We start from the raw sequence: 21,846 nt of genomic DNA on the forward strand, positions 1-21,846 counted from the left end.
TCTAAGTCAGTGATTTCGATCTACTGCGAAAGCCGATAATTCTAACAGGGATTTTTTGAATTGGCTATCGGGAAGTGAAATAATTGCATCCGCGGCGCGTCGCGCAGCAATTTCTGCCTGTTCACGGGTATAAGCCAGTGCGCCGGAATGGGTGATGGCCGACAGCACTTCGTCGAAATGCTGTTCATCGCCATTCTCGATACAGGTGCGCACCAGTTCGCGCTGCTGCGGCGTGCCGTGCTGCATCAGCCAGATCAGCGGCAGCGTGGGCTTGCCTTCGCGCAGGTCGTCGCCGACGTTCTTGCCGATCTCGGCACTGTTGCCGGAATAATCCAGCACGTCGTCGATCAGCTGGAAGGCGGTACCGATGGAGCGGCCATATTCGCCAGCGGCTTCGATGCCGGCTTCGTCAGCACCCGCAATCAGAGCGCCGATCTGGCTGGCGGCCTCGAACAGCTTGGCTGTCTTGGAGCGGATCACCTGCAGGTAGCCGGCTTCGTCCACATCCGGATTGTGCATGTTAAGCAGCTGCAACACCTCGCCCTCGGCGATGACGTTGGTGGCGTTGGCGACGATCTTCATCACGCGCGCATTGTCGACGTCCACCATCATCTGGAAGGCGCGCGAATACAGGAAGTCGCCCACCAGCACCGAGGCCGCATTGCCGAACATGGCATTGGCAGTCTGCTTGCCACGACGCAACGAGGATTCGTCGACCACATCGTCATGCAGCAGGGTAGCGGTATGAATGAATTCGATCACGGCCGCCAGCGCGTGATGATGCTCGCCCTTGTAGCCGAAGGCATTGGCGATGAGCACCACCAGCACCGGGCGCAGGCGCTTGCCGCCCGCGCTGATGATGTATTCGGCGACCTGGTTGACCAGCGGCACCTCCGAGTACAGCTGCCGGCGGATGACTGCGTTGACCGCCTCCATGTCGGCGACGATCGGGTGCATGATGGATTGTTGCGAAGCGTTTTGTACGGCGGCAGACAAGGCGGAACCTGTGGAAAATGGTTATTCCCCGGATTATACGATGACAAGCAGGCGGCACGCCAAAGAGCATGTGGGCAGAAACTGCAGGTTTTTCATTGCCGCAATGAAAATGCTTGCATACCGCGTGTTGTCAGATGGGTAAGCTGGCTTGCGTTGTCCTGTCGGAAACTGTGTTGTACAGAGGCCGGCCGAAGTGTCAAGCCTTTTGACCGTGCGGCTAAGTGCCTGTATAATTTGCGGTTTTCCTGTTTCGCCATGGGTTTTTGACGGGCGCGGCAAGGGAAAAATCGTTCTTATTCATTCATTCGTGAGGTTTCACATGTACGCGGTCATAAAAACCGGCGGCAAACAATACAAAGTTGCTGCTGGCGAAAAACTCAAAGTAGAACAGATACCGGCTGACATTGGCTCCGAAATCACTTTGGATCAAGTGCTCGCAGTGGGCGCAGGCGAAACCGTGAAGTTCGGTGCGCCGCTGGTCGCAGGTGCTACGGTGCTGGCTACTGTGGTAGCACAAGGTCGCCATGACAAGGTCCGCATCTTCAAGATGCGTCGTCGCAAGCACTACCAAAAGCGTCAAGGCCATCGTCAGAACTACACCGAACTGCAAATCGTCTCGATCAACGCCTAAGCGTTGAACCAAACGAACTGCTCATCCAAAGTCATCAAGGAGTTTTAAATGGCACACAAAAAAGGCGGCGGCACTACGCGCAACGGCCGTGACTCAGAATCGAAACGCCTGGGCGTCAAGGTTTATGGCGGCCAAGTGATCAACGCTGGCGGCATCATCGTCCGTCAACGCGGCACCCGCGTCCACGCTGGCGAAAACGTCGGCGTCGGCAAGGACCACACCCTGTTCGCCCTGAAGGACGGCAAGGTCAAGTTCGTTGTCAAGGGCCTGCAACAGCGTCAATACGCTACCGTCGTTACGGCGTAAGCGTTCCTGTCATCCGGGTTCGCCCGGAAACCAGGCATAAAAAAGGCTCTGCCGATGGTGGAGCCTTTTTGATTTTTGAAGAGCCGTCAACAAAGCGCCGAGCCCCGGCTTCCATGGTGAGTACAGGGTGGTCCTGATCAGGATCGAGGATGCATCGACGTTTTGTTAGCGGCTCCCATGTCCCATGAGGCGTCCAAATCATGAAATTCATCGACGAAGCACGTATTGAAGTCGTGGCGGGGGATGGCGGCAACGGTGTCGCCAGCTTCTGCCGCGAGAAATTCCGCCCCTTCGGCGGTCCCGACGGCGGTGACGGCGGCAAGGGCGGTACCATCTGGGCCGTGGCCGACCGCAACGTCAACACCCTGATCGACTATCGCTACGCCAAGCTGCACCGCGCCGGTCGCGGCGAAAACGGCCGTGGCTCGGATTGCTACGGCAAGGGCGCCGACGATGTTTACCTGCGCATGCCGGTGGGCACCCTGATCGTCGACATCAACACCGGCGAGCACATCGCCGACCTGACCTTCCACGGCCAGACCGTGATGCTGGCCAAGGGCGGCGAAGGCGGCTGGGGCAACATCCACTTCAAGACCTCCACCAACCGCGCCCCGCGTCAGAAGACCGAAGGCAAGGAAGGCGAGCGCCGCGAACTGCGCCTGGAACTGAAGGTGCTGGCCGACGTGGGCCTGCTGGGCATGCCCAATGCGGGCAAGTCGACCTTCATCACGGCTGTCTCCAACGCCCGTCCGAAGATTGCCGACTATCCCTTCACCACCCTGCATCCCAACCTGGGTGTGGTGCGCGTGAGCCACGAAAAGAGTTTCGTGATCGCCGACATTCCCGGCCTGATCGAAGGCGCGGCCGATGGTGCTGGTCTGGGCGTGCAGTTCCTGCGCCATCTGCAGCGTACCGGCCTGCTGCTGCACATCGTCGATCTGGCGCCCTTCAATGAGGAAGTCGATCCGGTCAAGGAAGCCAAGGCCATCGTGCAGGAGTTGAAGAAATACGACCAGTCCCTGTTCGACAAGCCGCGCTGGCTGGTGCTCAACAAGCTGGACGTGGTGCCCGAGGCCGAGCGCGCCAAGCGCGTGAAGGATTTCGTCAAGCGCTTCGGCTGGAAGGGGCCGGTCTTCGAGATTTCGGCGCTGAACCGCGATGGCTGCGAAGAACTCATCAACGAGATCTACAAGTATCTGGAAACCAAACGCGCCGAAGAGCATCGCGCCGAAGAAACGCAGATGACCGAGGAAGCCCGCGCCATTTCCAGCATCGATCCGGACGATCCGCGCTTCAAGGTCCTGGACTGATTCCTCCCTTGCGCAGCCCTTGATGGGGCTGCGCAAGGGGGGCGGTTCGGGCTATCATCTCAGCCTGTCGGATTTTCCGATCGCCCCCAGAAGAATCAGAACCCGGAACACTATGCAATCGGTCATTCAACGCGCCAAGCGACTCATCATCAAGGTTGGCTCTTCGCTGGTCACCAATGATGGCAAGGGCCTGGACGCCAACGCCATCGCCCGCTGGGCCGAGCAGATCGCGCAATTGCGCGCGCTGGGCAAGGAAGTGGTGCTGGTCAGCTCCGGCGCTGTCGCCGAAGGCATGCAGCGCCTGGGCTTCGAGAAGCGTCCCACCGGCATCCATCACCTGCAGGCCTGCGCCGCCGTGGGTCAGATGGGCCTGGCCCAGATCTACGAAACCAGTTTCCGCAAGCATGCGCTGCACACCGCCCAGGTGCTGCTGACCCACGCCGACCTGGCCGACCGCGAACGCTACCTCAATGCACGCTCCACCCTGTTCGCCCTGCTGCAACTGGGCGTGGTGCCGGTCATCAACGAGAACGACACGGTGGTCACCGATGAAATCAAGTTCGGTGACAACGATACGCTGGGGGCGCTGGTCGCCAACCTGATCGAAGCCGAAGCGCTGATCATCCTGACGGACCAGCCGGGCCTGTTTACCGCCGACCCGCGCAAGGATCCGACGGCCACCCTGATTTCCGAAGCGCGTGCCGGCGATCCGTCGCTTGAACTGATCGCAGGTGGCACCGGTACCGGCATCGGCCGCGGCGGCATGTTGACCAAGATCCTCGCCGCCAAGCGGGCCGCCACATCCGGCGCGCATACCGTCATCGCCTGGGGCCGCGAAGACCAGGTGTTGACGCGCCTGGCCGCCGGGGAGGCCATTGGTACCCAGCTCAATGCGGAGACGGCGCAACTGACCGCACGCAAGCAATGGATGGCCGATCACCTGAAGACCGCCGGCCGCGTGGTGCTGGATGCAGGCGCGGTCCAGAAACTGAGCCTGGAAGGCAAGTCGCTGCTGCCCATCGGCGTGGTGGAAGTCTCGGGCGAGTTTGGCCGGGGCGATGTCATCACCTGCGTAGATGAGAGCGGACGCGCCATCGCCCGTGGCATGAGCAACTACAACAGCTCGGATGCGCGGCGCATCATCCGCCATCCTTCGTCCGAAATCCAGGCTATCCTGGGCTTCGTCGAGGAGCCGGAGCTGGTGCATCGGGATAACCTGGTGCTGCTGTGATGGGGATCGGAGAAAGTTTGTAAATCGTTTAAATCTTCTAAATCATTTAAAAAATTTAAACGATATGGTTGATTCAAGTAAAAAACGCGGCTAGGGCCGCGTTTTTTTATGGCTCGGCCGGCACCGGTATCAGCGGCGCACCGGATCGATGCGGGTCTGGCTCTTGAGGCGACCGACAATGCTCTTGACGTTTTCATTGTCGGCAATGATCTTGCCTTCGCAGAAATAATCCTTGAACAACGCGCCATCGATGCGGTTCACGCCGATATCGCGGATCGGTTGCCACTTGTCGCGGCGCGAACGCGACCAGGTGCCATCGGGATGACCGAAGGCATAGGTCTTCTTTTCCCAGGTTTCGCAGCGCATGCCTTCATACATCACGTTCACCGCGCCGCCCTGGGTCTTGGTCACGACGGTGTAGCGCACCACCTTGTCGGTGCCGATGGAGACCGAGTTCACATCGATGTACGCCTTCATGGTGGCTTGCGGGCTGAGGTAGAACTCGGCGAGATTCTGTTCTTGTGGCGTGGGCGGGAGGTGTACGGCGATCTCCTGCCAGGGCTTTTCCTCGTCGTCGAAGTCTTCATCGAAGCTCTGCGCCAGCGTACCGGCGCAAGCCGCCAGCAGCGAGCAGGCCAGCACGGCGCGGCGCAGGTTGCGCACCGTCAACAGGGAACGTGGGGTATCGGATTGCAGGAAAGAGGGCATGGAATTCACTTGGTTTCCGGCGTGCTCGCGCCGTTGCAGGGCTGGGCTTGTGCGGCCTGGCCCGGATTCTTGTGGGGATGCGCAATGCGCCCGGCTTGCTCGGCACGGCGCGGGCCATGACCGGGACGATTCAGGAAGCGCGACAATTCCTGCAGCGCCTGCTGATAGACCTCGCGCTTGAATTCGATCACCACGTCCAGCGGCACCCAGTAGTCGTGCCAGCGCCAGGCATCGAATTCCGGATGCGAGGTGCCGCGCAGGTTGACGTCGCAATCGCGCCCGACCATGCGCAGCAGGAACCAGATCTGTTTCTGGCCGCGATAATGGCCGCGCACTTCGCGCTTGATGAAATGGTCGGGGACTTCGTAGCGCAACCAGTCACGGGTGCGGCCGATGATCTTGACGTGCTCGGCACGCAGGCCGATTTCTTCTTCCAGTTCCCGGAACATCGCCTGTTCGGGGGTCTCGCCGTGCTTGATGCCGCCTTGCGGGAATTGCCAGGAGTGCTCGCGTACGCGCTTGCCCCACCACACCTCGTTATTGGCGTTGAGCAGGATGATGCCGACGTTCGGGCGGAAGCCTTCTCGATCCAGCATGGTGATCCTCAAACTTTCTGCGGCTGGAAGTCCCTTTCAGGCAGGCTCATGCGACTGCGGGCGCACGCGGGAAAACCGGTACGCCAGGCGGGTCAGGAGCAATCACATCGATGCACGGATGTCATTGAAACTAGGAGCAAATCTGCAAAGAAAGGGCGCATCAGCCAGCTAATCCTTTAAAATTGGAATGATTATAACCCTCCTCTTTTTAAAAAGAACCGACCGTCATGCGCGCCTCACGTTTTTTTATTTCCACCCTGAAAGAAGCCCCTTCCGACGCTGAAATCGTGAGCCACAAGCTGATGATGCGGGCTGGCATGATCAAGCGTCTGGGCGCCGGCATCTACACTTACATGCCGATGGGTCTGCGCGTGATTCGCAAGGTAGAGGCCATCGTGCGCGAGGAAATGAACCGCGCCGGCGCCGTCGAGCTGCTGATGCCGGTGGTACAGCCGGCCGAGCTGTGGCAGGAAACCGGCCGCTGGAACAAGATGGGCGCCGAGCTCATGCGCGTGAAGGATCGCCATGGCCGCGACTTCGCCATCCAGCCGACTTCCGAAGAAGTGGTCACCGACGTGGCACGTTCGGAGCTGCGCAGCTACAAGCAACTTCCGGTCAACTTCTATCATATCCAGACCAAGTTCCGCGACGAACGCCGTCCGCGTTTCGGCCTCATGCGCGGCCGCGAATTCACGATGAAGGACGCCTACTCCTTCGACCGCGATGTCGAGGGCTTGAAGAAGTCCTACCAGGCCATGTATGACGCCTACGTGCGCATCTTCACCCGCTTCGGGCTGGAGTTCCGCGCGGTGGCTGCCGACAACGGCGCCATCGGCGGTTCCGGCTCGCATGAATTCCATGTCATCGCGGCCACCGGCGAAGATGCGTTGGTCTATTGCCCGACTTCGGATTACGCCGCCAACATGGAAGCGGCCGAAGCGCTGGCCGTGGACAGCACCCGTGGCGCCGCCACCCAGGCACTGGAGAAGACCGCCACCCCCGGCAAGTCCAAGTGCGAAGCCGTGGCCGAGCTGCTGGGCCTGCCGCTGGCACGTACCGTCAAATCCATCGTCCTGGCCGTGGACAACGAAGACCCGGCCAAGAAGGAAATCTGGCTGCTGCTGCTGCGCGGCGACCACGAACTGAACGAAGTGAAGGCCAGCAAGATCCCGGGCCTGTCCACCTACCGCTTCGCCAACGAAGCCGAGATCGTCGAATGGTTCGGCACGCCGCCGGGCTACCTCGGCCCGATCGGCACCAGGAAGCCGGTCAAGGTCGTGGCCGACCGCACGGTGGCCAACATGGCCGATTTCGTTTGCGGCGCCAACGAAGCCGATTTCCACTACACCGGCGCCAACTGGGGACGCGACCTGCCCGAACCGCTGGTGGCCGACATCCGCAACGTGGTCGAAGGCGATGCCTCGCCGGACGGCAAGGGCGTGCTGGCGATCCAGCGCGGCATCGAAGTGGGCCACGTGTTCCAGCTCGGCACCACCTATTCCGAAGCCATGAAGGCGACCTACCTGGACGAATCCGGCAAGCCGCAACCGCTGGTGATGGGCTGCTACGGCATCGGCGTGACCCGTATCCTGGGCGCGGCCATCGAACAGAATTTCGACGACCGCGGCATCATCTGGCCGACCTCGATTGCGCCCTTCGAAGTGGTGCTCTGCCCGATGGGCTACGACCGCAGCGAAGCCGTCAAGACCGAGATCGACAAGCTCTATGCGCAACTGACCGAAGCCGGTGTGGACGTGGTGCTGGACGACCGTGGCGAACGCCCCGGCGCGATGTTTGCGGACTGGGAGCTGATCGGCGTGCCGCATCGCATCGTGGTCGGTGATCGTGGCCTCAAGGAAGGCAACATCGAATACCAGGGGCGCCGCGACACCGAGGCCACCCAAGTGCCGCTGGCCGATGCGCTGGCTTTCATCCAGGGCAAGCTGGCCGCCTGATTTTTCCACAGGCTGCAATGACAAAGGCGGGCGCCATGGGCGTCCGCCTTTGTTTTTGGGGCAGGGAAATCAGCTGCGCTTACTTGGCCGGTACGATGGTCACGGTCTCGCGCAGGATGCCGCCCTCAGCGACGCTGCCGTCGACTTTGCCCTGGCCGTTGACGCGCTTCTCGCAATCGATGCGGTCCGATTGCGGCAGGCCTTCACAGCGGCGCAAGGCGTTTTCCTTCAGCTGGGCAGCGCCCGGATCGGTCAGGGTGCCGCGTGCGGCGGCCTGCTGGGCGGCACCGGCTTCACGCAGGCAGGTGGCGCGGTCCTCGGTGGAAGCGCCGCTCTTGCAGGCGGCGATCTGCTGTTGGTATTCCGAATTGCCCGCCTTGCCGGCGGCGAACACGTGCGAGGCGCCGCCCAGGGCAGCCAGGCCGATCACGAGGGCGCTGGCCGAGCGCAGCAGCTGGTGGCGCAGGGATGCGGTGGGTGCGGTTTGATTTGGCATGGTCATTTCCTTTCTCTTGGTCATGAGCGTCCAAGCTCATCTGTGAATGGCACAGGGTAGACCCGTTTTCCGGTTTTCGGTTCTTTTATTCAGTTCTGCCGACGGCATTGTGAGCGAAAGAGTTTGTTACAAGCCTTTGCGGCCGTCGGCCCATCCTGCAAACCGCCATGGTAGGCGGCGACAGGGCCGCCTGCCATCAGTCAAGCGCTGCAAGAGACGTCAGACAAGAGGAACAGCGGGCCGCAGCAGGGCCGTGCGCATGCGCGCTGAAACATCCGGAAACAAAAACGCCCGCATGACATCTGCGGGCGTTTTTGTTTGCAAGTCGCTTGCAAACCGCGGGCGTCGATCAGCTCAGGTGCGCCGAGATCAGCTTGGTCATTTCAAACATCGTGACTTGCTTCTTGCCACCGAAGATTGCCTTGAGTTTGTCGTCGGCATCGATGTTGCGCTTGTTTTCGGCGTTCTGCAGCTTGTGCTTCTTGATGTATTCCCACACCTTCTTGGTCACCTCGGTGCGCGGCAGCGGCTTGGCGCCGACCACTTCGCCCAGGGCAGCCGATGGGGTCAGCGGCTTCATGAAGGCGGCATTGGGAGTGCGTTTTGCTGCGGGCTTTGCTGCGGCTTTCTTTGGCGCTGCCTTGGGTGCTGCTTTCGCTGCTGCCTTCGGTGCGGCTTTCGGCGCTGCCTTGGCTGCCTTGGGAGCTGCCTTCGCTGCTGCCTTGGGGGCGGCGGCTTTGGCGGCTGGTTTGGCGGCTGCCTTGGCTGCCGGTTTGGCGGCGGGTTTTGCTGCTGGCTTCTTTACTGCGGCTGCTGCTTTTTTTGCTGTGGCCATCGGAAAGACTCCTCACAAGAATGAGATGAATGCGTCATTTACGCACCGCTAATAGTGGTGCTCTTTGCACGGCCATGCAAGTATTTTTTAGCGGATTTTCCCGCCAAAGCGCCAGGAAACAACGAGCCGCCCCGATCCGGCGTCAAGCCGCGCCGGTGAAGGGATCGCGGCGGATCGCCGAAGTCCGGAAAAGGGGTGCTCCGGGCAGCTTGCTACCCACGCAAAAGCGATGAAAAAAGGGCAGGTTTTCACGCAGTCGAAGCGGCCGAAAACGCATCGGCGGCGAGGCATGTGGAAGGGGAGAGCTGCTGCGGAGGAGGGGAGGCTGCGGCGGCAGAGGCACCGCCGCAAGGAGTCAGGGTGTTCGCCGCAAAGCCAGTTCCAGAAAGGCTTTGCGGCCGGTGATGTCAGCGCATGCCGCCCGGCAGCATGCCCTTCATGCTGCGCATCATCTTCATCATGCCGCCGCCCTTGAGCTTCTTCATCATCGATTGCATCTGCTCGAACTGGGACAGCATGCGGTTCACTTCCTGCACCTGCACCCCGGCACCGGCAGCGATGCGGCGCTTGCGGGTGGCCTTGATCAGTTCGGGCTTGGCGCGCTCCTGCGGGGTCATGGAGTTGATGATGCCTTCCATGCGGCGCACCTGCTTTTCGGCCTGGTCCATGTTGGCGTTGCCGGCAGCGGCCTGCATCTGGGCCGGCAGCTTGTCCAAGAGGCTGGTGAGGCCGCCCATTTTCTTCATCTGCGACAGCTGCGCCTTGAAGTCATTGAGGTCGAACTTGCCGCCACCCTTGATCTTGTGCGCCAGATCCTGCGCGGCTTCCATGTCCACACCCTTGCGCGCCTCTTCCACCAGGGCCAGGATGTCGCCCATGCCGAGGATGCGGTTAGCCATGCGCGAGGGATCGAAGGCTTCCAGTCCATCGAGCTTTTCGGCCACGCCGGCGAACTTGATGGGCTTGCCGGTGATGTGGCGCACCGACAGCGCCGCACCGCCGCGCGAGTCGCCGTCCAGCTTGGTGAGCACCACGCCGGTCAGCGGCAGGGCATCGTTGAAGGCCTTGGCGGTGTTGATGGCGTCCTGGCCCAGCATGGCATCGACCACGAACAGGGTTTCGATGGGCTTGATGGCGGCGTGCACGGCACGGATTTCATCCATCATGGCCTGGTCGATGCCGAGACGGCCGGCAGTGTCGACGATGAGCACTTCATGGTGGTGCTTCTTGGCGTAATCCAGCGCGGCCAGGGCGATGTCGACCGGCTTGTCGGTCGGCTGGCTGGGGAAGAAGTCGGCACCGGCCTGGCCGGTCACGGTCTGCAGCTGGCCGATGGCGGCCGGGCGGTAGACGTCGGCGGAGACGGTCAGGACTTTCTTTTTCTTGTTCTCGCGCAGGTACTTGGCGAGTTTGCCGACGGTGGTGGTTTTACCGGCACCCTGCAGGCCGGCCATCAGGATGATGGCGGGTGGCTGGGTCGCAAAGTTCAGTTGCGAGGCTTCGGCACCGAGGTCGGCGCCCATCAGGCTGGCCAGCTCGCGCTGGACCACGCCCACCAGCGCCTGGCCGGGGGTGAGCGAGCCGATGACCTCTTCGCCCATGGCTTTTTCCTTCACCTTGGCGATGAACTCGCGTACGGCGGGCAGGGCCACGTCGGCCTCCAGCAGGGCCAGGCGCACTTCGCGCAGCATCTCGGCGGTATTGGATTCGGTCAGTCGCGCCTCGCCGCGCATGGTTTTGACGACTTTGGCGAGGCGTTGGGTCAGGTTGTCTAGCATGGTGATATCTGCAAATGAGTGAAGGGCCGGAGGGCCGCTGGCCTGCACAAGGGCACGAGGGCGCACAGGCGTACGCAGCAAGGGCGGCGGGCAATCCTGCATTTTAACCGATCAGCCCTGCTGCGCCCCGGTTGGCGCGTGCGGTCCAGATGGGGATGCTACGTAAAATTAACAGCTTGTACGGCTTGCACTCTTTGTGTATACATGGGCGCTGAATTTCCAAGCGCATAGAACAATCAAGGCCCCCGCCACGCAGCCGGGGCCAAACGCCATCGAGACAGCCGGACTGCATTGCGGGTCGCGGCGCGCCGTATCAACAACGATACACACAAGAGGAGAGTGGAAATGCAAAAGCCAACACAATGGATCGCCCTGGCCCTGCTGGCCAGCGCCGGTTTCTCGGCCACCAGCCATGCGGCGGATGACGTGATCCGCCTGGGCAATTTGAAGTTCGCCCACTATGGTGCGGTGTCCTACATCAAGGAGATCGCCCCCAAATGCGGCATCAAGGTCGATGAAAAGGTCTTCGCCAAGGGTCCGGATGTGATGCAGGGCATCCTGGCCGGTGAGCTCGATGTGGGTACGACCGCCTCCGAAGCGGCCATTTCGGGCCGCGCCAACGGTGCGCCGATCTATGTGGTGGCCGGTTTCGCCAAGGGTGGCGCGCGCCTGGTGGCGGGCAAGGACTCGGGCATCAAGTCGGTCAAGGACCTGAAGGGCAAGAAGGTGGGCGTGACCCGTGGTGGTATCCATGAAGTGCTGCTGGATGCCGAACTGGGCCAGAACGGACTGACCGCCAAGGATGTCACCATCGTCTACCTGGCCTTTGCCGACCTGAACCAGGCTCTGCTGGGCAAGAACATCGACGCCATGATGCAGAGCGAGCCGCAATCCTCGCAGGCCATCAACAAGGGCTTCGGCGTGGAAGTGATGAAGCCTTATGACACTCCCATCGGCGAGCCCTATCGCACCATGGTGATGACCGAGAAGTTCTATACGGAGAAGCGTGCGCTGGCAGAAAAGTTCATGCGCTGCTTCCTGGAGGCGACCAAGACCTTCATCGACAAGCCGGACGTGGCCGAAAAATACGTGCGTGAAGTGATCTTCAAGAACCAGATCACCAAGGAAGACTTCTTTGACGCCATCGGCAATTCGCCCTACGCCTACGACATCACCGCCGAGCACATCCAGATCACCACCGACACCATGGCCAAGTACGGCACCGGCAAGATGGCCAAGCCGCCGGTGGCCAAGGATTGGGTGAAGACCGATCTGCTGGAGCAGGCCAAGAAGAGCATGAACCTGAAGTAAGCCAAGGGGAAATCGCGCATGGCAAAGAAAAACAAGGGCAGCTTCCTGCAGGGGCTGCTGGTGCCGATCATCGTGATCGCGCTGTGGGAGGGGGCCTCGCGGGCGGGCTGGATCAATCCGCAGATCCTGCCCTCGCCCTGGGCGGTGCTGAAGAAATGGGTGGAATACGCCACGCCCCTGAAACCCTACGACCCCGAGTCCGGCAGCTGGCTGGCCTGGGCCTTCTCGGGCGAACTGGTGATGGATGCCATCGGCAGTCTCTACCGGGTGGTGGCGGGCTTCCTGATCGGTGCCGGGCTGGCCCTGCCGCTGGGCTTGCTGATGGGCTCCAGCCAGCGCATCTACGGGCTGATGAACCTGACGGTGCAGGTGATTCGCCCGATCCCGCCGATTGCCTATATCCCGCTGGCCATCCTCTGGTTCGGGCTGGGCAATCCGCCGGCGCTGTTCCTGATCTCGCTGGGCGCTTTCTTCCCGGTGCTGATGAATACCATCGCCGGGGTGCGCCAGGTCGACAGCATCTACCTGCGCGCCGCCCGTAACCTGGGGGCGAGCCAGTCCACGCTGTTCTTGCGGGTGATGTTGCCGGCCTCGGTGCCTTACATCCTCTCGGGGGTGCGCATCGGCATCGGCACGGCCTTCATCGTGGTGATCGTGGCGGAGATGATTGCGGTCAGCAATGGATTGGGTTTTCGCATCATGGAGGCGCGCGAGTATTTCTGGTCGGACAAGATCATCGCCGGCATGATCACCATCGGCCTGCTCGGCCTGGCCATCGACCTGGGCATGAGCCGCCTCAACAATTACATGCTGCGCTGGCATCGCGGGCTGGAGAACTGACATGAAACCGACCGATTTCTCTCCCCGTATCTGTATACAGAGTGTGAACAAGGTCTTCAAGACCGATGACCGCGAGGTGGTGGCCCTGAAGGACATCAATCTCGACATCCCCGATGGCCAGTTCGTCTGCCTGCTCGGTCCTTCCGGCTGCGGCAAGTCCACGCTTCTGAACGCCATCGCCGGATTTGCGCTGCCCTCGTCCGGCCAGATCCTGACCGGCGACAAGGTGGTCAGCGAGCCGGGGCCGGATCGGGGCATGGTATTCCAGGAATATGCGCTGTTCCCCTGGATGACGGTGGAGCAGAACGTGGCCTTCGGTCTGGAGATCAAGGGAACACCCAAGGCCGAGATCGCCCGGCGTGTGACGCAGCTGCTGGACAAGCTGGGCCTGATCGACTTCCGTACCCGCTTCCCCAAGGACTTGTCCGGCGGCATGCGCCAGCGCGTGGCCATTGCCCGGGTGCTGGCGCTGGATTCGCCCATCCTCCTGATGGACGAACCCTTCGGTGCCCTCGATGCGCTCACCCGGCGCAACCTGCAGGATGAGCTGCTGCGCATCTGGGACGAGTTCAGGAAGACCATCGTCTTCGTCACCCACAGCATCGAGGAAGCCATCTACCTGGCCGACCGTATCGTGGTCATGACCTACCGGCCCGGCACGGTCAAGCGCGATATGCTGGTGAACCTGCCGCGCCTGCGCGATCCGGCCGCGCCCGAGTTCAATGCCCTCAAGCGCGAACTCGGCCAGCTGGTGATGGAAGAGCAGCAGCGCCATCACAACGCCGAGATGAAGGCGGCCGCCGTCGACTGAGGCAGTGCGTTGTCCCTGATGCAGTACCCGGACACGGCAGGCGCTCCCTGCCGTGTCGCATTTGGCCGGGCCGATTTGCCCGCCGCCTGACCCGGCACAAGCCGGGCCGGGGCCGAGATAGTGTAAACTCGGGCGATGCAAACTTATTTTTTCATCCTGGCTGCGCTGCTCTATCTGGGCTGCGCCTTCATGCCCTCGGAGCGGCGCGTGCCGATTTCACTGGGCATCGTCGCGGGCTGGGTGCTGCATGGTGCGGCGCTGCTGTCGGACATGTTCGCGCCGGAGGCACTGCGGGTGGGTTTTGCGGTCATGCTCTCGTCCACGCTGTGGATTTCCGTTGCGGCCTACTGGCTGGAAAATCGCAATTTCTCGCTCGACAGCATGCGTGTGCTGGTGCTGCCGGTGGCGGCCCTGGCGGTGGTACTGCCCAGCATATTCCCCGGCAACATGGTGGCGCTCACCGGAAAGTCCGACTGGTTCCTGGCACACATCGCCATCTCCATCCTGGCCTATAGCACCCTGACCATCGCCGCCTTCCATGCGGTATTGATGGTGCTGCAGGAGTCGCGCCTGCATACCCGCCCCGGTCCGGCCGCCCAGTCCAGCTGGTTCGGGCTGGCGCTGGATCGCCTGCCGGCGCTGCTGACCATGGAAAAATTGCTGTTCCGCCTGATCGCCTTCGGCTTCACCTTGCTGACGCTGACGGTGTTATCGGGCGTGGTCTTCTCCGAGCAGTTGTTCGGGACGCCATTGAAGTGGGACCACAAGACGGTCTTCACCATGCTGTCCTGGCTGCTGTTCGGCCTGCTCCTGGCCGGCCGTCGCTGGCAGGGATGGCGGGGGCGCACTGCGCTGAGCTTCACGCTGGCCGGTTTCGCCATTCTTCTATTAGCTTATGTGGGCAGCCGGTTCGTGCTTGAAGTCGTGCTGCATCGGGTTTTGACATGAAATATCTGATCTGGCTGGTCGTGCTGCTGGCCGTGGTAGTGTGGTTCCAGCGCGCCAAGAAATCCATGCTGGCCGGTAGCGACCCCGCTGCTGATGGCAATGCCGAGCCCGGCATGCCGCGTCCCAAGCCCTCGCGCTTTCGCCGCCGTAGCGACAGCAACGTCGAGACCATGGTGCAGTGCGCCCATTGCGGCATCCACTTCCCGTCCTCCGAGGCGGTGGTGCATGCCTCCGGCGCGCACTACTGCTGCGAAGAGCATCGCCGCCTGGCCTCCTTCTGATCATGGACACTGCCTTCTCTGAGCCCGGCGCCTGGATCATCGATGGCGACGGCTGGTGCAATCACGCCCGCCGCGAACCCTCGCCCAACTGCGACGACCGCCCCGAGGGCGTGGCCACGGAGCTGCTGGTGATCCACAACATCAGCCTGCCGCCCGGCCAGTTCGGCGGGCCCTACATCGCTGACCTGTTCTGCAATCGCCTCGACTTCGACGCCCATCCCTATTTCGACCAGCTGCGTGCGCTGCGGGTGTCGGCCCACTTCCTGATCCGCCGCGACGGCGAGGTGGTGCAGTTCGTGCCTGCCCATCGCCGCGCCTGGCATGCGGGCGTTTCCAGCTTCGAAGGACGCGAGCGCTGCAATGATTTTTCCATCGGCATCGAGCTGGAGGGGACCGACTTCGAACCCTTCACCGAGGCCCAATATGCGACGCTGGTGAAGCTCTCCCAGGCCCTGGTAACGCGTTACGGATTGGCCGCCGTGGCCGGTCACGAGCACATCGCGCCGGTACGCAAGACCGATCCCGGTCCCTTCTTCGACTGGGCCGGCTATCACAACGAAATGGCGAAAATTATTAACGCGGCGCAATTGCGCTTCCCTCTTGGCCTTCACAAAAGTCAAGCTTGATGAGCAGAAAAATTCTCGAAATAGCGATTGCATCTGCCTAGGTCCGCTACTAGAATTAGTCCCAATCGTTGTTTTGATACTAGATGTAGTGCTCAGTTGAACTTGTTGTTGTAGTCGGGTCTGTATCCTCAGCAGGCCCGTTCCAGGCAGTGCTTCAGAAGGTGCAAGAGCCGCGAGGCAGTAACCAAGTATGACAACGCCCCCGGTTCTCCTTCTTTTAAATCCGTTCCACACATCAGTTTCAAGCAGTTTTGCGTCAGCATGAATGTCCACGCAAGGGACATTCATTGTGGGACGCTTCCGTCGTTCGCAGGGCCCGTGCAGTTCGCGGCCCGGATGAAGTTATTAGCAACGCAGACGGCATACCCCATCCGTCTGCCCCCATGTACCTCAGGAGGCTAAGTGCGCTCAACCCAAGAAATTTCCGTCAAATCGCCCGCCCCGTTTGGCGTCTCCGCCGAGCTGGATGGCTCCGCTGAAGGCCAGTCCATCGTGTCCCAGACTGCAGGCCTGGGCGAATACCGCATCATCCGCCGCAATGGCGCGGTGGTCGGTTTCGAGCCCTCCAAGATTTCCATCGCCGTGACCAAGGCCTTCCTGGCCGTCAACGGTGGCCAGGGTGCGGCCTCGGCGCGCGTGCGCGAAATGGTCGAGCAACTGACCACCAACGTGGTGTCGGCGCTGGTGCGCCGCCAGCCCACCGGTGGCACCTTCCATATTGAAGACATCCAGGACCAGGTCGAGCTGGCCCTGATGCGTTCGGGCGAGCATGACGTGGCACGTGCCTATGTGCTGTATCGCGCCAAGCGTATGGAAGAGCGCGCCCAGCAAGGCGCTGCCACCAAGACCGAAGTGGCCGCACCGCAGCTGCACGTGACCGAAGACGGCCAGAGCCGTCCGCTGGACATCAATGAAGTGCGCGCCCTGATCGCCGCCGCCTGCGTCGGTCTGGAAGCGCACGTGGATGCCGAAGCCATCCTGGCCGAGACCGTCAAGAACCTGTACGACGGCGTGCCCGTCGAAGAGCTGTACAAGTCCGCCATCCTGGCTGCCCGCGCGCTGATGGAAAAGGACCCGGCCTACAGCCAGGTGACCTCGCGCCTGCTGATGCACACCATCCGCAAGGAAGTCTTCGGCAAGGAAGTGGCGCAGGCCGACGCTCCCGCCGAGTACCTGGAATACTTCCCGCAATACGTGAAGAAGGGTATCGAGGCCGAACTGCTCGACACCAAGCTGGCCCAGTTCGACCTGGCCAAGCTGGCCGCAGCCCTGAAGCCCGAGCGCGACCTGCAGTTCGGCTACATCGGCCTGCAGACCCTGTATGACCGTTATTTCCTGCACATCGGCGGCACCCGCATCGAGATGCCCCAGGCGTTCTACATGCGCGTGGCCATGGGCCTGGCACTGAACGAAATCGACCGCGAAGCGCGCGCCATCGAGTTCTACGACCTGCTGTCGTCCTTCGACTTCATGAGCTCGACCCCGACCCTGTTCAACTCGGGTACCCAGCGTTCGCAGCTGTCCTCCTGCTACCTGACCACGGTGGCCGACGACCTCGACGGCATCTACGAAGCCATCAAGGAAAACGCCCTGCTGGCCAAGTTCGCCGGCGGCCTGGGCAATGACTGGACCCCGGTGCGCGCCCTGGGCGCCCACATCAAGGGCACCAACGGCAAGTCGCAAGGCGTGGTCCCCTTCCTGAAGGTGGTCAACGATACCGCCGTGGCGGTCAACCAGGGTGGCAAGCGCAAGGGCGCGGTCTGCGCCTACCTGGAAACCTGGCACATGGACATCGAGGAATTCCTCGAACTGCGCAAGAACACCGGCGACGACCGCCGCCGCACCCACGACATGAACACCGCGAACTGGATTCCCGACCTGTTCATGAAGCGCGTGATGGAAAAGGGCGAGTGGACCCTGTTCTCGCCCTCGGACACCCCGGACCTGCACGACAAGTTCGGCCGTGCCTTCGAAGAAGCCTACACCGCCTATGAAGCCAAGGCCGCCCGTGGCGAGCTGAAGCTCTTCAAGAAGGTGCAGGCCAACGACCTGTGGCGCAAGATGCTGTCGATGCTCTTCGAAACCGGCCACCCGTGGATCACCTTCAAGGATCCTTGCAACATCCGCTCGCCGCAGCAACACGTGGGCGTGGTCCACAGCTCCAACCTGTGCACCGAGATCACCCTGAACACCAACGACAGCGAAATCGCGGTCTGCAACCTGGGTTCGGTGAACCTGCCGGCGCACCTGGTCAATGGCGAGCTGGACCATGCCAAGCTGCAAAAGACCATCCGCACCGCCATGCGCATGCTGGATAACGTCATCGACATCAACTATTACGCCGTCAAGAAGGCCCGCGACTCCAACCTGCGCCACCGTCCGGTCGGCCTGGGCATCATGGGCTTCCAGGACTGCCTGCACATCAAGCGCGTGCCCTACGCCTCGATGGATGCCGTCGAGTTCGCCGACCGCTCCATGGAAGCCGTCTGCTACTACGCCTACATGGCCTCGACCGAACTGGCCGAAGAGCGCGGCCGTTACGCTTCCTACCGCGGTTCGCTGTGGGATCGCGGCATCCTGCCGCAGGATTCCCTGAAGCTGCTGGCACAAGAACGCGGCGGCTATCTGGAAACCGACACCACCGAGACCCTGGACTGGGCCGCCCTGCGTGCGCGCATCGCCGAACACGGCATGCGCAACTCGAACTGCGTGGCCATTGCGCCGACGGCGACCATCTCCAACATCATCGGCGTGTCCGCCTGCATCGAGCCGACCTACCAGAACCTGTACGTGAAGTCGAACCTGTCGGGCGAATTCACCGAGATCAACGAGTACCTGGTGCGCGACCTGAAGGCCCGTGGCCTGTGGGATGAAGTCATGGTCGCCGACCTCAAGTATTTCGACGGCAGCCTGGCCAAGATCGACCGCATCCCGCAAGACCTGCGCGACATCTACGCCACCGCCTTCGAAGTGGATCCGTCCTGGCTGGTGGAAGCCGCCTCGCGTCGTCAGAAGTGGATCGACCAGGCCCAGTCGCTGAACATCTACATGGCCGGTGCTTCCGGCAAGCGCCTGGACGAGACCTACAAGCTGGCCTGGCTGCGTGGCCTCAAGACCACCTACTACCTGCGCACCATCGGCGCGACCCACACCGAGAAGTCTACTTCCCGTGCGGGCGCACTGAACGCCGTGGCCGTTGACGGCGGTGCAGGTGCGATGGCATCGGCTTCCGGTACGGCCGTGCCGGCTGCACCGATCGCCTCGGCCGCCGCTGCCTCGGCTGCCTACGTGATGCCGAACCCGGGTGCTTCGATCGAAGCCGATGGTCCGGTCTGCACCATGCGTCCGGGCGACCCGGGCTTTGAAGAGTGCGAGGCCTGCCAGTAAGCAAGCAATCCGGGTGGGGCCGGACGGCCTGCTGATGAGGATGATCAAGGTCATCCGAGATGATGGCAGCACCACTGTCCAAGTCCCACCCACCCTAGCCGGCGCATCGCGGTGAACTTCACCGGATGCGCCGTTGTCACCTGATAGACACCCGCCGCGCCACGGTCATCCGACCTGCCGGCAGCGACCGATAAAGTAAAGAGGAACCACAGATGCTTTCTTGGGATGATGAAGTCAAGCAGCCGGCCCAGGCGCCGCGCACCCCCAACCTGCAGCCGCAACTGCAACAGGCTTTCGGCCAGTCCAACGCTGCGCTGAACCCGGCGCTGATGGCCGGCAACGGCGAGCAGGTCGACACCACCCGCCGCGTCAATGCCGCCGACAAGCGCATCATCAACGGCCACACCGACGTCAACCAGCTGGTGCCCTTCAAGTACAAGTGGGCCTGGGACAAGTACCTGGCCGGCTGCGCCAACCACTGGATGCCGCAAGAGATCAACATGCAGCGCGACATCGAGCTGTGGAAGAATCCGAACGGCCTGACCGAAGACGAACGCCGTCTGGTCAAGCGCAACCTGGGCTTCTTCGTCACCGCCGACTCGCTGGCCGCCAACAACATCGTGCTGGGCACCTATCGCCACATCACCGCGCCGGAGTGCCGCCAGTACCTGCTGCGCCAGGCCTTCGAAGAAGCGATCCACACCCACGCCTACCAGTACATCGTCGAGTCGCTGGGCCTGGATGAAGCCGAGATCTTCAATGCGTATCACGAGGTCGCATCGATCCGCGACAAGGACGAGTTCCTGATTCCCTTCATCGATACGCTGACCGATCCCGAGTTCAAGACCGGCACGATGGAGAATGATCAGAAGCTGTTGAAGTCCTTGATCGTCTTCGCCTGCATCATGGAAGGTCTGTTCTTCTACGTCGGCTTCACGCAGATCCTGGCGCTGGGTCGACAGAACAAGATGATGGGTGCAGCCGAGCAGTATCAATACATCCTGCGCGACGAATCGATGCACTGCAACTTCGGCATCGACCTGATCAACACCGTGAAGATGGAGAACCCGCACCTGTGGACTCCTGAATTCCGCGAAGAGATCAAATCGTTGTTTTTACGCGCGGTGGAGTTGGAATATCGTTACGCAGAGGATACAATGCCGCGAGGCGTGCTCGGGTTGAACGCACCGATGTTCAAGAGCTACCTGCGATTCATCGCAAACCGCCGCGCACAGCAAATCGGATTGGATCCGCTGTTCGCACAAGAAGAAAATCCGTTCCCGTGGATGAGTGAGATGATCGACTTGAAGAAGGAGCGCAACTTCTTTGAGACCCGCGTCATCGAATACCAAACCGGGGGCGCACTGAGTTGGGAATGATGTGCAGTCTCGAAGTTCTCTTCATCGAGACGTGATGCACAACAGTAGCCGGGTAGCTTGCAAGATGCCCGGCTGCTGAAACGGAAAAGGCCTACGCCAAATTAATGAACAGTCAGAGACCGAATCAATCTTCTCTGTTATCGCCGCTTAACCCCCTCGTGTCGGGTCAGGCGGCTTTTCCTTTGAAAAACACCGAGGTTTTTCAGGAACGCGATTCCGACGCTAGCGTTTGAACACGCTGGCGTTTTTTTTGGTGTCGCGCCTGCTCCCGTAGTCGCATCTTCCTGCGCCATTGCGCGGGCACTACCGGAGGGGCGTCGCCAAGATAGCTGAAGCGCTGCATAGGTGAGGGGATGCAGCAGTTCAGCTGGTGCCGAATTCATTAGCGCAAGCCACAGGCGGCTTGTGCCGATGAATAGCTCGCCCGCGTCATCGCGATGTCGCGTGCGGGTTGCTTATATCAAGCTTGATTTTTTCCATTCACGTGAAGAAGGAGAAACAAAATGGCAACAGCAGCAAAGAAGACCGCGGCGAAGAAGCCGGCGGCAAAGAAGGAAAAGGCGGTCGCCGCCAAGGAAACCACCAAGAAGGTAGCAGCCCCCAAGGCCGCAGCCGCCAAGAAGACCGTGGCCAAGGCCGCCGCCAAGCCGGCAGCTGCCAAGAAGGCTGCAGCGCCGAAGAAGGCCGCAGCGACCAAGGCAGCCGCTCCTAAGGCAGCAGCCAAGAAGGTTGCAGCTCCGAAGGCAGCCGCCAAGAAGACCGCAGCACCGAAGGCGGCAGCAAAGAAGGTTGCAGCTCCGAAGGCAGCCGCCAAGAAGACCGCAGCACCGAAGGCAGCAGCGAAGAAGGTCGCAGCTCCGAAGGCCGCCGCCAAGAAGGCCGCAGCACCGAAGGCAGCAGCGAAGAAGGTTGCAGCTCCGAAGGCCGCCGCCAAGAAGGCCGCAGCACCGAAGGCAGCAGCAGCGAAGAAGGTTGCAGCTCCGAAGGCCGCCGCCAAGAAGGCAGCAGCACCGAAGGCAGCAGCAGCGAAGAAGGTTGCAGCTCCGAAGGCCGCCGCCAAGAAGGCCGCAGCACCGAAGGCAGCAGCAGCGAAGAAGGTTGCAGCTCCGAAGGCCGCCGCCAAGAAGGCCGCAGCACCGAAGGCAGCAGCGAAGAAGGTTGCAGCTCCGAAGGCCGCCGCCAAGAAGGCAGCAGCACCGAAGGTCGCTGCTCCGAAGAAGGCCGCTGCGCCCAAGAAGGCCGCCGCCAAGCCGGCAGCCGCTGCAGCTCCGGCCGCCGCCAAGACCGTGTTGAACCCGGCCGCAGCATGGCCGTTCCCGACCGGCGCTGGCCGTCCGTAATCCGGGCGTGCGTCCAGTCTGATCCCCTCAGACTGAAGGCCGCTGTATGGCATCGCGCCATGCAGCGGTTTTTTTATGCCT

The 21,846-nt window shown here is 61.7% G+C and carries 20 protein-coding genes; 14 read left to right on the forward strand and 6 right to left on the reverse strand.

What is annotated here, in order from left to right:
* Positions 1–6: 6 nt before the first annotated feature.
* A complete protein-coding gene (ispB, locus tag AACH55_RS01735) occupies positions 7–957 on the reverse strand; it encodes an octaprenyl diphosphate synthase (protein WP_338717684.1) in 951 nt (316 codons plus the stop codon).
* 358 nt (positions 958–1,315) lie between these two features.
* On the opposite strand from ispB, the gene rplU reads away from it, so the two are divergent.
* The 4 genes from rplU to proB all read left to right on the forward strand — a co-directional run bounded on the left by rplU (position 1,316) and on the right by proB (position 4,474).
* Complete coding sequence (gene rplU, locus AACH55_RS01740; RefSeq protein WP_006713215.1) at positions 1,316–1,627, forward strand: 50S ribosomal protein L21; 312 nt, start codon at positions 1,316–1,318, stop codon at positions 1,625–1,627.
* 48 nt (positions 1,628–1,675) lie between these two features.
* On the forward strand, positions 1,676–1,933 hold the full coding sequence (gene rpmA, locus AACH55_RS01745; protein ID WP_006713216.1) for a 50S ribosomal protein L27: 258 nt from the start codon (positions 1,676–1,678) through the stop codon (positions 1,931–1,933).
* Between the two features lie 200 nt (positions 1,934–2,133).
* On the forward strand, positions 2,134–3,243 hold the full coding sequence (cgtA, locus tag AACH55_RS01750) for an Obg family GTPase CgtA (RefSeq protein ID WP_338717685.1): 1,110 nt from the start codon (positions 2,134–2,136) through the stop codon (positions 3,241–3,243).
* 112 nt (positions 3,244–3,355) lie between these two features.
* Complete coding sequence (proB, locus tag AACH55_RS01755; protein WP_338717686.1) at positions 3,356–4,474, forward strand: glutamate 5-kinase; 1,119 nt, start codon at positions 3,356–3,358, stop codon at positions 4,472–4,474.
* 129 nt (positions 4,475–4,603) lie between these two features.
* Here proB and AACH55_RS01760 read toward each other — a convergent pair whose 3' ends face one another.
* Entirely contained in the window at positions 4,604–5,182 is a 579-nt protein-coding gene (locus tag AACH55_RS01760; RefSeq protein WP_338720139.1) for a CNP1-like family protein, read from the reverse strand.
* A 5-nt stretch (positions 5,183–5,187) separates the two neighbouring features.
* Positions 5,188–5,778 (reverse strand): RNA pyrophosphohydrolase, encoded by a 591-nt coding sequence (locus tag AACH55_RS01765; RefSeq protein ID WP_154133069.1) that lies wholly within the window; start codon positions 5,776–5,778, stop codon positions 5,188–5,190.
* Positions 5,779–6,005: 227 nt separating this feature from the next.
* On the opposite strand from AACH55_RS01765, the gene AACH55_RS01770 reads away from it, so the two are divergent.
* Positions 6,006–7,733, forward strand: coding sequence for a proline--tRNA ligase (locus AACH55_RS01770; RefSeq protein ID WP_338717688.1), 1,728 nt, complete (start codon positions 6,006–6,008; stop codon positions 7,731–7,733).
* 79 nt (positions 7,734–7,812) lie between these two features.
* On the opposite strand, the gene AACH55_RS01775 is transcribed toward AACH55_RS01770, so the two are convergent.
* The 3 genes from AACH55_RS01775 to ffh form a co-directional block, all read right to left on the reverse strand.
* On the reverse strand, positions 7,813–8,229 hold the full coding sequence (locus AACH55_RS01775; RefSeq protein WP_338717689.1) for a hypothetical protein: 417 nt from the start codon (positions 8,227–8,229) through the stop codon (positions 7,813–7,815).
* Positions 8,230–8,578: 349 nt separating this feature from the next.
* On the reverse strand, positions 8,579–9,064 hold the full coding sequence (locus tag AACH55_RS01780) for an SWIB/MDM2 domain-containing protein (protein ID WP_338717691.1): 486 nt from the start codon (positions 9,062–9,064) through the stop codon (positions 8,579–8,581).
* 407 nt (positions 9,065–9,471) lie between these two features.
* On the reverse strand, positions 9,472–10,842 hold the full coding sequence (gene ffh, locus AACH55_RS01785) for a signal recognition particle protein (RefSeq protein ID WP_017451974.1): 1,371 nt from the start codon (positions 10,840–10,842) through the stop codon (positions 9,472–9,474).
* Between the two features lie 345 nt (positions 10,843–11,187).
* Between ffh and AACH55_RS01790 the strand changes: the two genes are divergently transcribed.
* From AACH55_RS01790 to AACH55_RS01830, 9 genes are all read left to right on the forward strand, one after another.
* A complete protein-coding gene (locus AACH55_RS01790) occupies positions 11,188–12,153 on the forward strand; it encodes an ABC transporter substrate-binding protein (protein WP_338717692.1) in 966 nt (321 codons plus the stop codon).
* An 18-nt stretch (positions 12,154–12,171) separates the two neighbouring features.
* The gene (locus tag AACH55_RS01795; RefSeq protein WP_338717693.1) at positions 12,172–12,993 is read left to right on the forward strand and encodes an ABC transporter permease; all 822 of its coding nucleotides are present in this window, start codon (positions 12,172–12,174) and stop codon (positions 12,991–12,993) included.
* A 1-nt stretch (position 12,994) separates the two neighbouring features.
* Entirely contained in the window at positions 12,995–13,804 is an 810-nt protein-coding gene (locus tag AACH55_RS01800; RefSeq protein WP_338717694.1) for an ABC transporter ATP-binding protein, read from the forward strand.
* Positions 13,805–13,939: 135 nt separating this feature from the next.
* Entirely contained in the window at positions 13,940–14,752 is an 813-nt protein-coding gene (gene ccsA / locus AACH55_RS01805) for a cytochrome c biogenesis protein CcsA (protein ID WP_338717695.1), read from the forward strand.
* Positions 14,749–15,033, forward strand: a complete 285-nt coding sequence (locus AACH55_RS01810; RefSeq protein ID WP_338717696.1) for a PP0621 family protein — start codon at positions 14,749–14,751, stop codon at positions 15,031–15,033. Before ccsA ends, AACH55_RS01810 begins: the two co-directional genes overlap by 4 nt.
* Positions 15,034–15,035: 2 nt before the next feature.
* Positions 15,036–15,659 (forward strand): 1,6-anhydro-N-acetylmuramyl-L-alanine amidase AmpD, encoded by a 624-nt coding sequence (gene ampD, locus AACH55_RS01815; protein WP_338717697.1) that lies wholly within the window; start codon positions 15,036–15,038, stop codon positions 15,657–15,659.
* Positions 15,660–16,061: 402 nt separating this feature from the next.
* A complete protein-coding gene (locus tag AACH55_RS01820; RefSeq protein WP_338717698.1) occupies positions 16,062–19,046 on the forward strand; it encodes a ribonucleoside-diphosphate reductase subunit alpha in 2,985 nt (994 codons plus the stop codon).
* A gap of 212 nt (positions 19,047–19,258) precedes the next feature.
* A complete protein-coding gene (locus tag AACH55_RS01825) occupies positions 19,259–20,425 on the forward strand; it encodes a ribonucleotide-diphosphate reductase subunit beta (protein WP_338717699.1) in 1,167 nt (388 codons plus the stop codon).
* 503 nt (positions 20,426–20,928) lie between these two features.
* Complete coding sequence (locus AACH55_RS01830) at positions 20,929–21,765, forward strand: histone H1-like repetitive region-containing protein (protein ID WP_338717700.1); 837 nt, start codon at positions 20,929–20,931, stop codon at positions 21,763–21,765.
* Positions 21,766–21,846: the final 81 nt, after the last annotated feature.

The organism is Herbaspirillum sp. DW155 (assembly GCF_037076565.1).
Lineage (GTDB): Bacteria > Pseudomonadota > Gammaproteobacteria > Burkholderiales > Burkholderiaceae_D > Herbaspirillum.

Excerpts from the sequence above, each read along its gene's own strand:
- cgtA (WP_338717685.1), top strand. The coding sequence starts at position 2,134 with ATGAAATTCATCGACGAAGCACGTATTGAAGTCGTGGCGGGGGATGGC.
- AACH55_RS01765 (WP_154133069.1), bottom strand. The coding sequence starts at position 5,778 with ATGCTGGATCGAGAAGGCTTCCGCCCGAACGTCGGCATCATCCTGCTC.
- ispB (WP_338717684.1), bottom strand. The coding sequence starts at position 957 with ATGCACCCGATCGTCGCCGACATGGAGGCGGTCAACGCAGTCATCCGC.
- AACH55_RS01790 (WP_338717692.1), top strand. The coding sequence starts at position 11,188 with ATGCAAAAGCCAACACAATGGATCGCCCTGGCCCTGCTGGCCAGCGCC.
- rpmA (WP_006713216.1), top strand. The coding sequence starts at position 1,676 with ATGGCACACAAAAAAGGCGGCGGCACTACGCGCAACGGCCGTGACTCA.
- AACH55_RS01780 (WP_338717691.1), bottom strand. The coding sequence starts at position 9,064 with ATGGCCACAGCAAAAAAAGCAGCAGCCGCAGTAAAGAAGCCAGCAGCA.
- AACH55_RS01800 (WP_338717694.1), top strand. The coding sequence starts at position 12,995 with ATGAAACCGACCGATTTCTCTCCCCGTATCTGTATACAGAGTGTGAAC.
- AACH55_RS01830 (WP_338717700.1), top strand. The coding sequence starts at position 20,929 with ATGGCAACAGCAGCAAAGAAGACCGCGGCGAAGAAGCCGGCGGCAAAG.
- AACH55_RS01760 (WP_338720139.1), bottom strand. The coding sequence starts at position 5,182 with ATGCCCTCTTTCCTGCAATCCGATACCCCACGTTCCCTGTTGACGGTG.
- AACH55_RS01770 (WP_338717688.1), top strand. The coding sequence starts at position 6,006 with ATGCGCGCCTCACGTTTTTTTATTTCCACCCTGAAAGAAGCCCCTTCC.
- proB (WP_338717686.1), top strand. The coding sequence starts at position 3,356 with ATGCAATCGGTCATTCAACGCGCCAAGCGACTCATCATCAAGGTTGGC.
- AACH55_RS01795 (WP_338717693.1), top strand. The coding sequence starts at position 12,172 with ATGGCAAAGAAAAACAAGGGCAGCTTCCTGCAGGGGCTGCTGGTGCCG.
- AACH55_RS01775 (WP_338717689.1), bottom strand. The coding sequence starts at position 8,229 with ATGCCAAATCAAACCGCACCCACCGCATCCCTGCGCCACCAGCTGCTG.
- rplU (WP_006713215.1), top strand. The coding sequence starts at position 1,316 with ATGTACGCGGTCATAAAAACCGGCGGCAAACAATACAAAGTTGCTGCT.
- AACH55_RS01825 (WP_338717699.1), top strand. The coding sequence starts at position 19,259 with ATGCTTTCTTGGGATGATGAAGTCAAGCAGCCGGCCCAGGCGCCGCGC.
- ccsA (WP_338717695.1), top strand. The coding sequence starts at position 13,940 with ATGCAAACTTATTTTTTCATCCTGGCTGCGCTGCTCTATCTGGGCTGC.
- ffh (WP_017451974.1), bottom strand. The coding sequence starts at position 10,842 with ATGCTAGACAACCTGACCCAACGCCTCGCCAAAGTCGTCAAAACCATG.
- AACH55_RS01810 (WP_338717696.1), top strand. The coding sequence starts at position 14,749 with ATGAAATATCTGATCTGGCTGGTCGTGCTGCTGGCCGTGGTAGTGTGG.
- ampD (WP_338717697.1), top strand. The coding sequence starts at position 15,036 with ATGGACACTGCCTTCTCTGAGCCCGGCGCCTGGATCATCGATGGCGAC.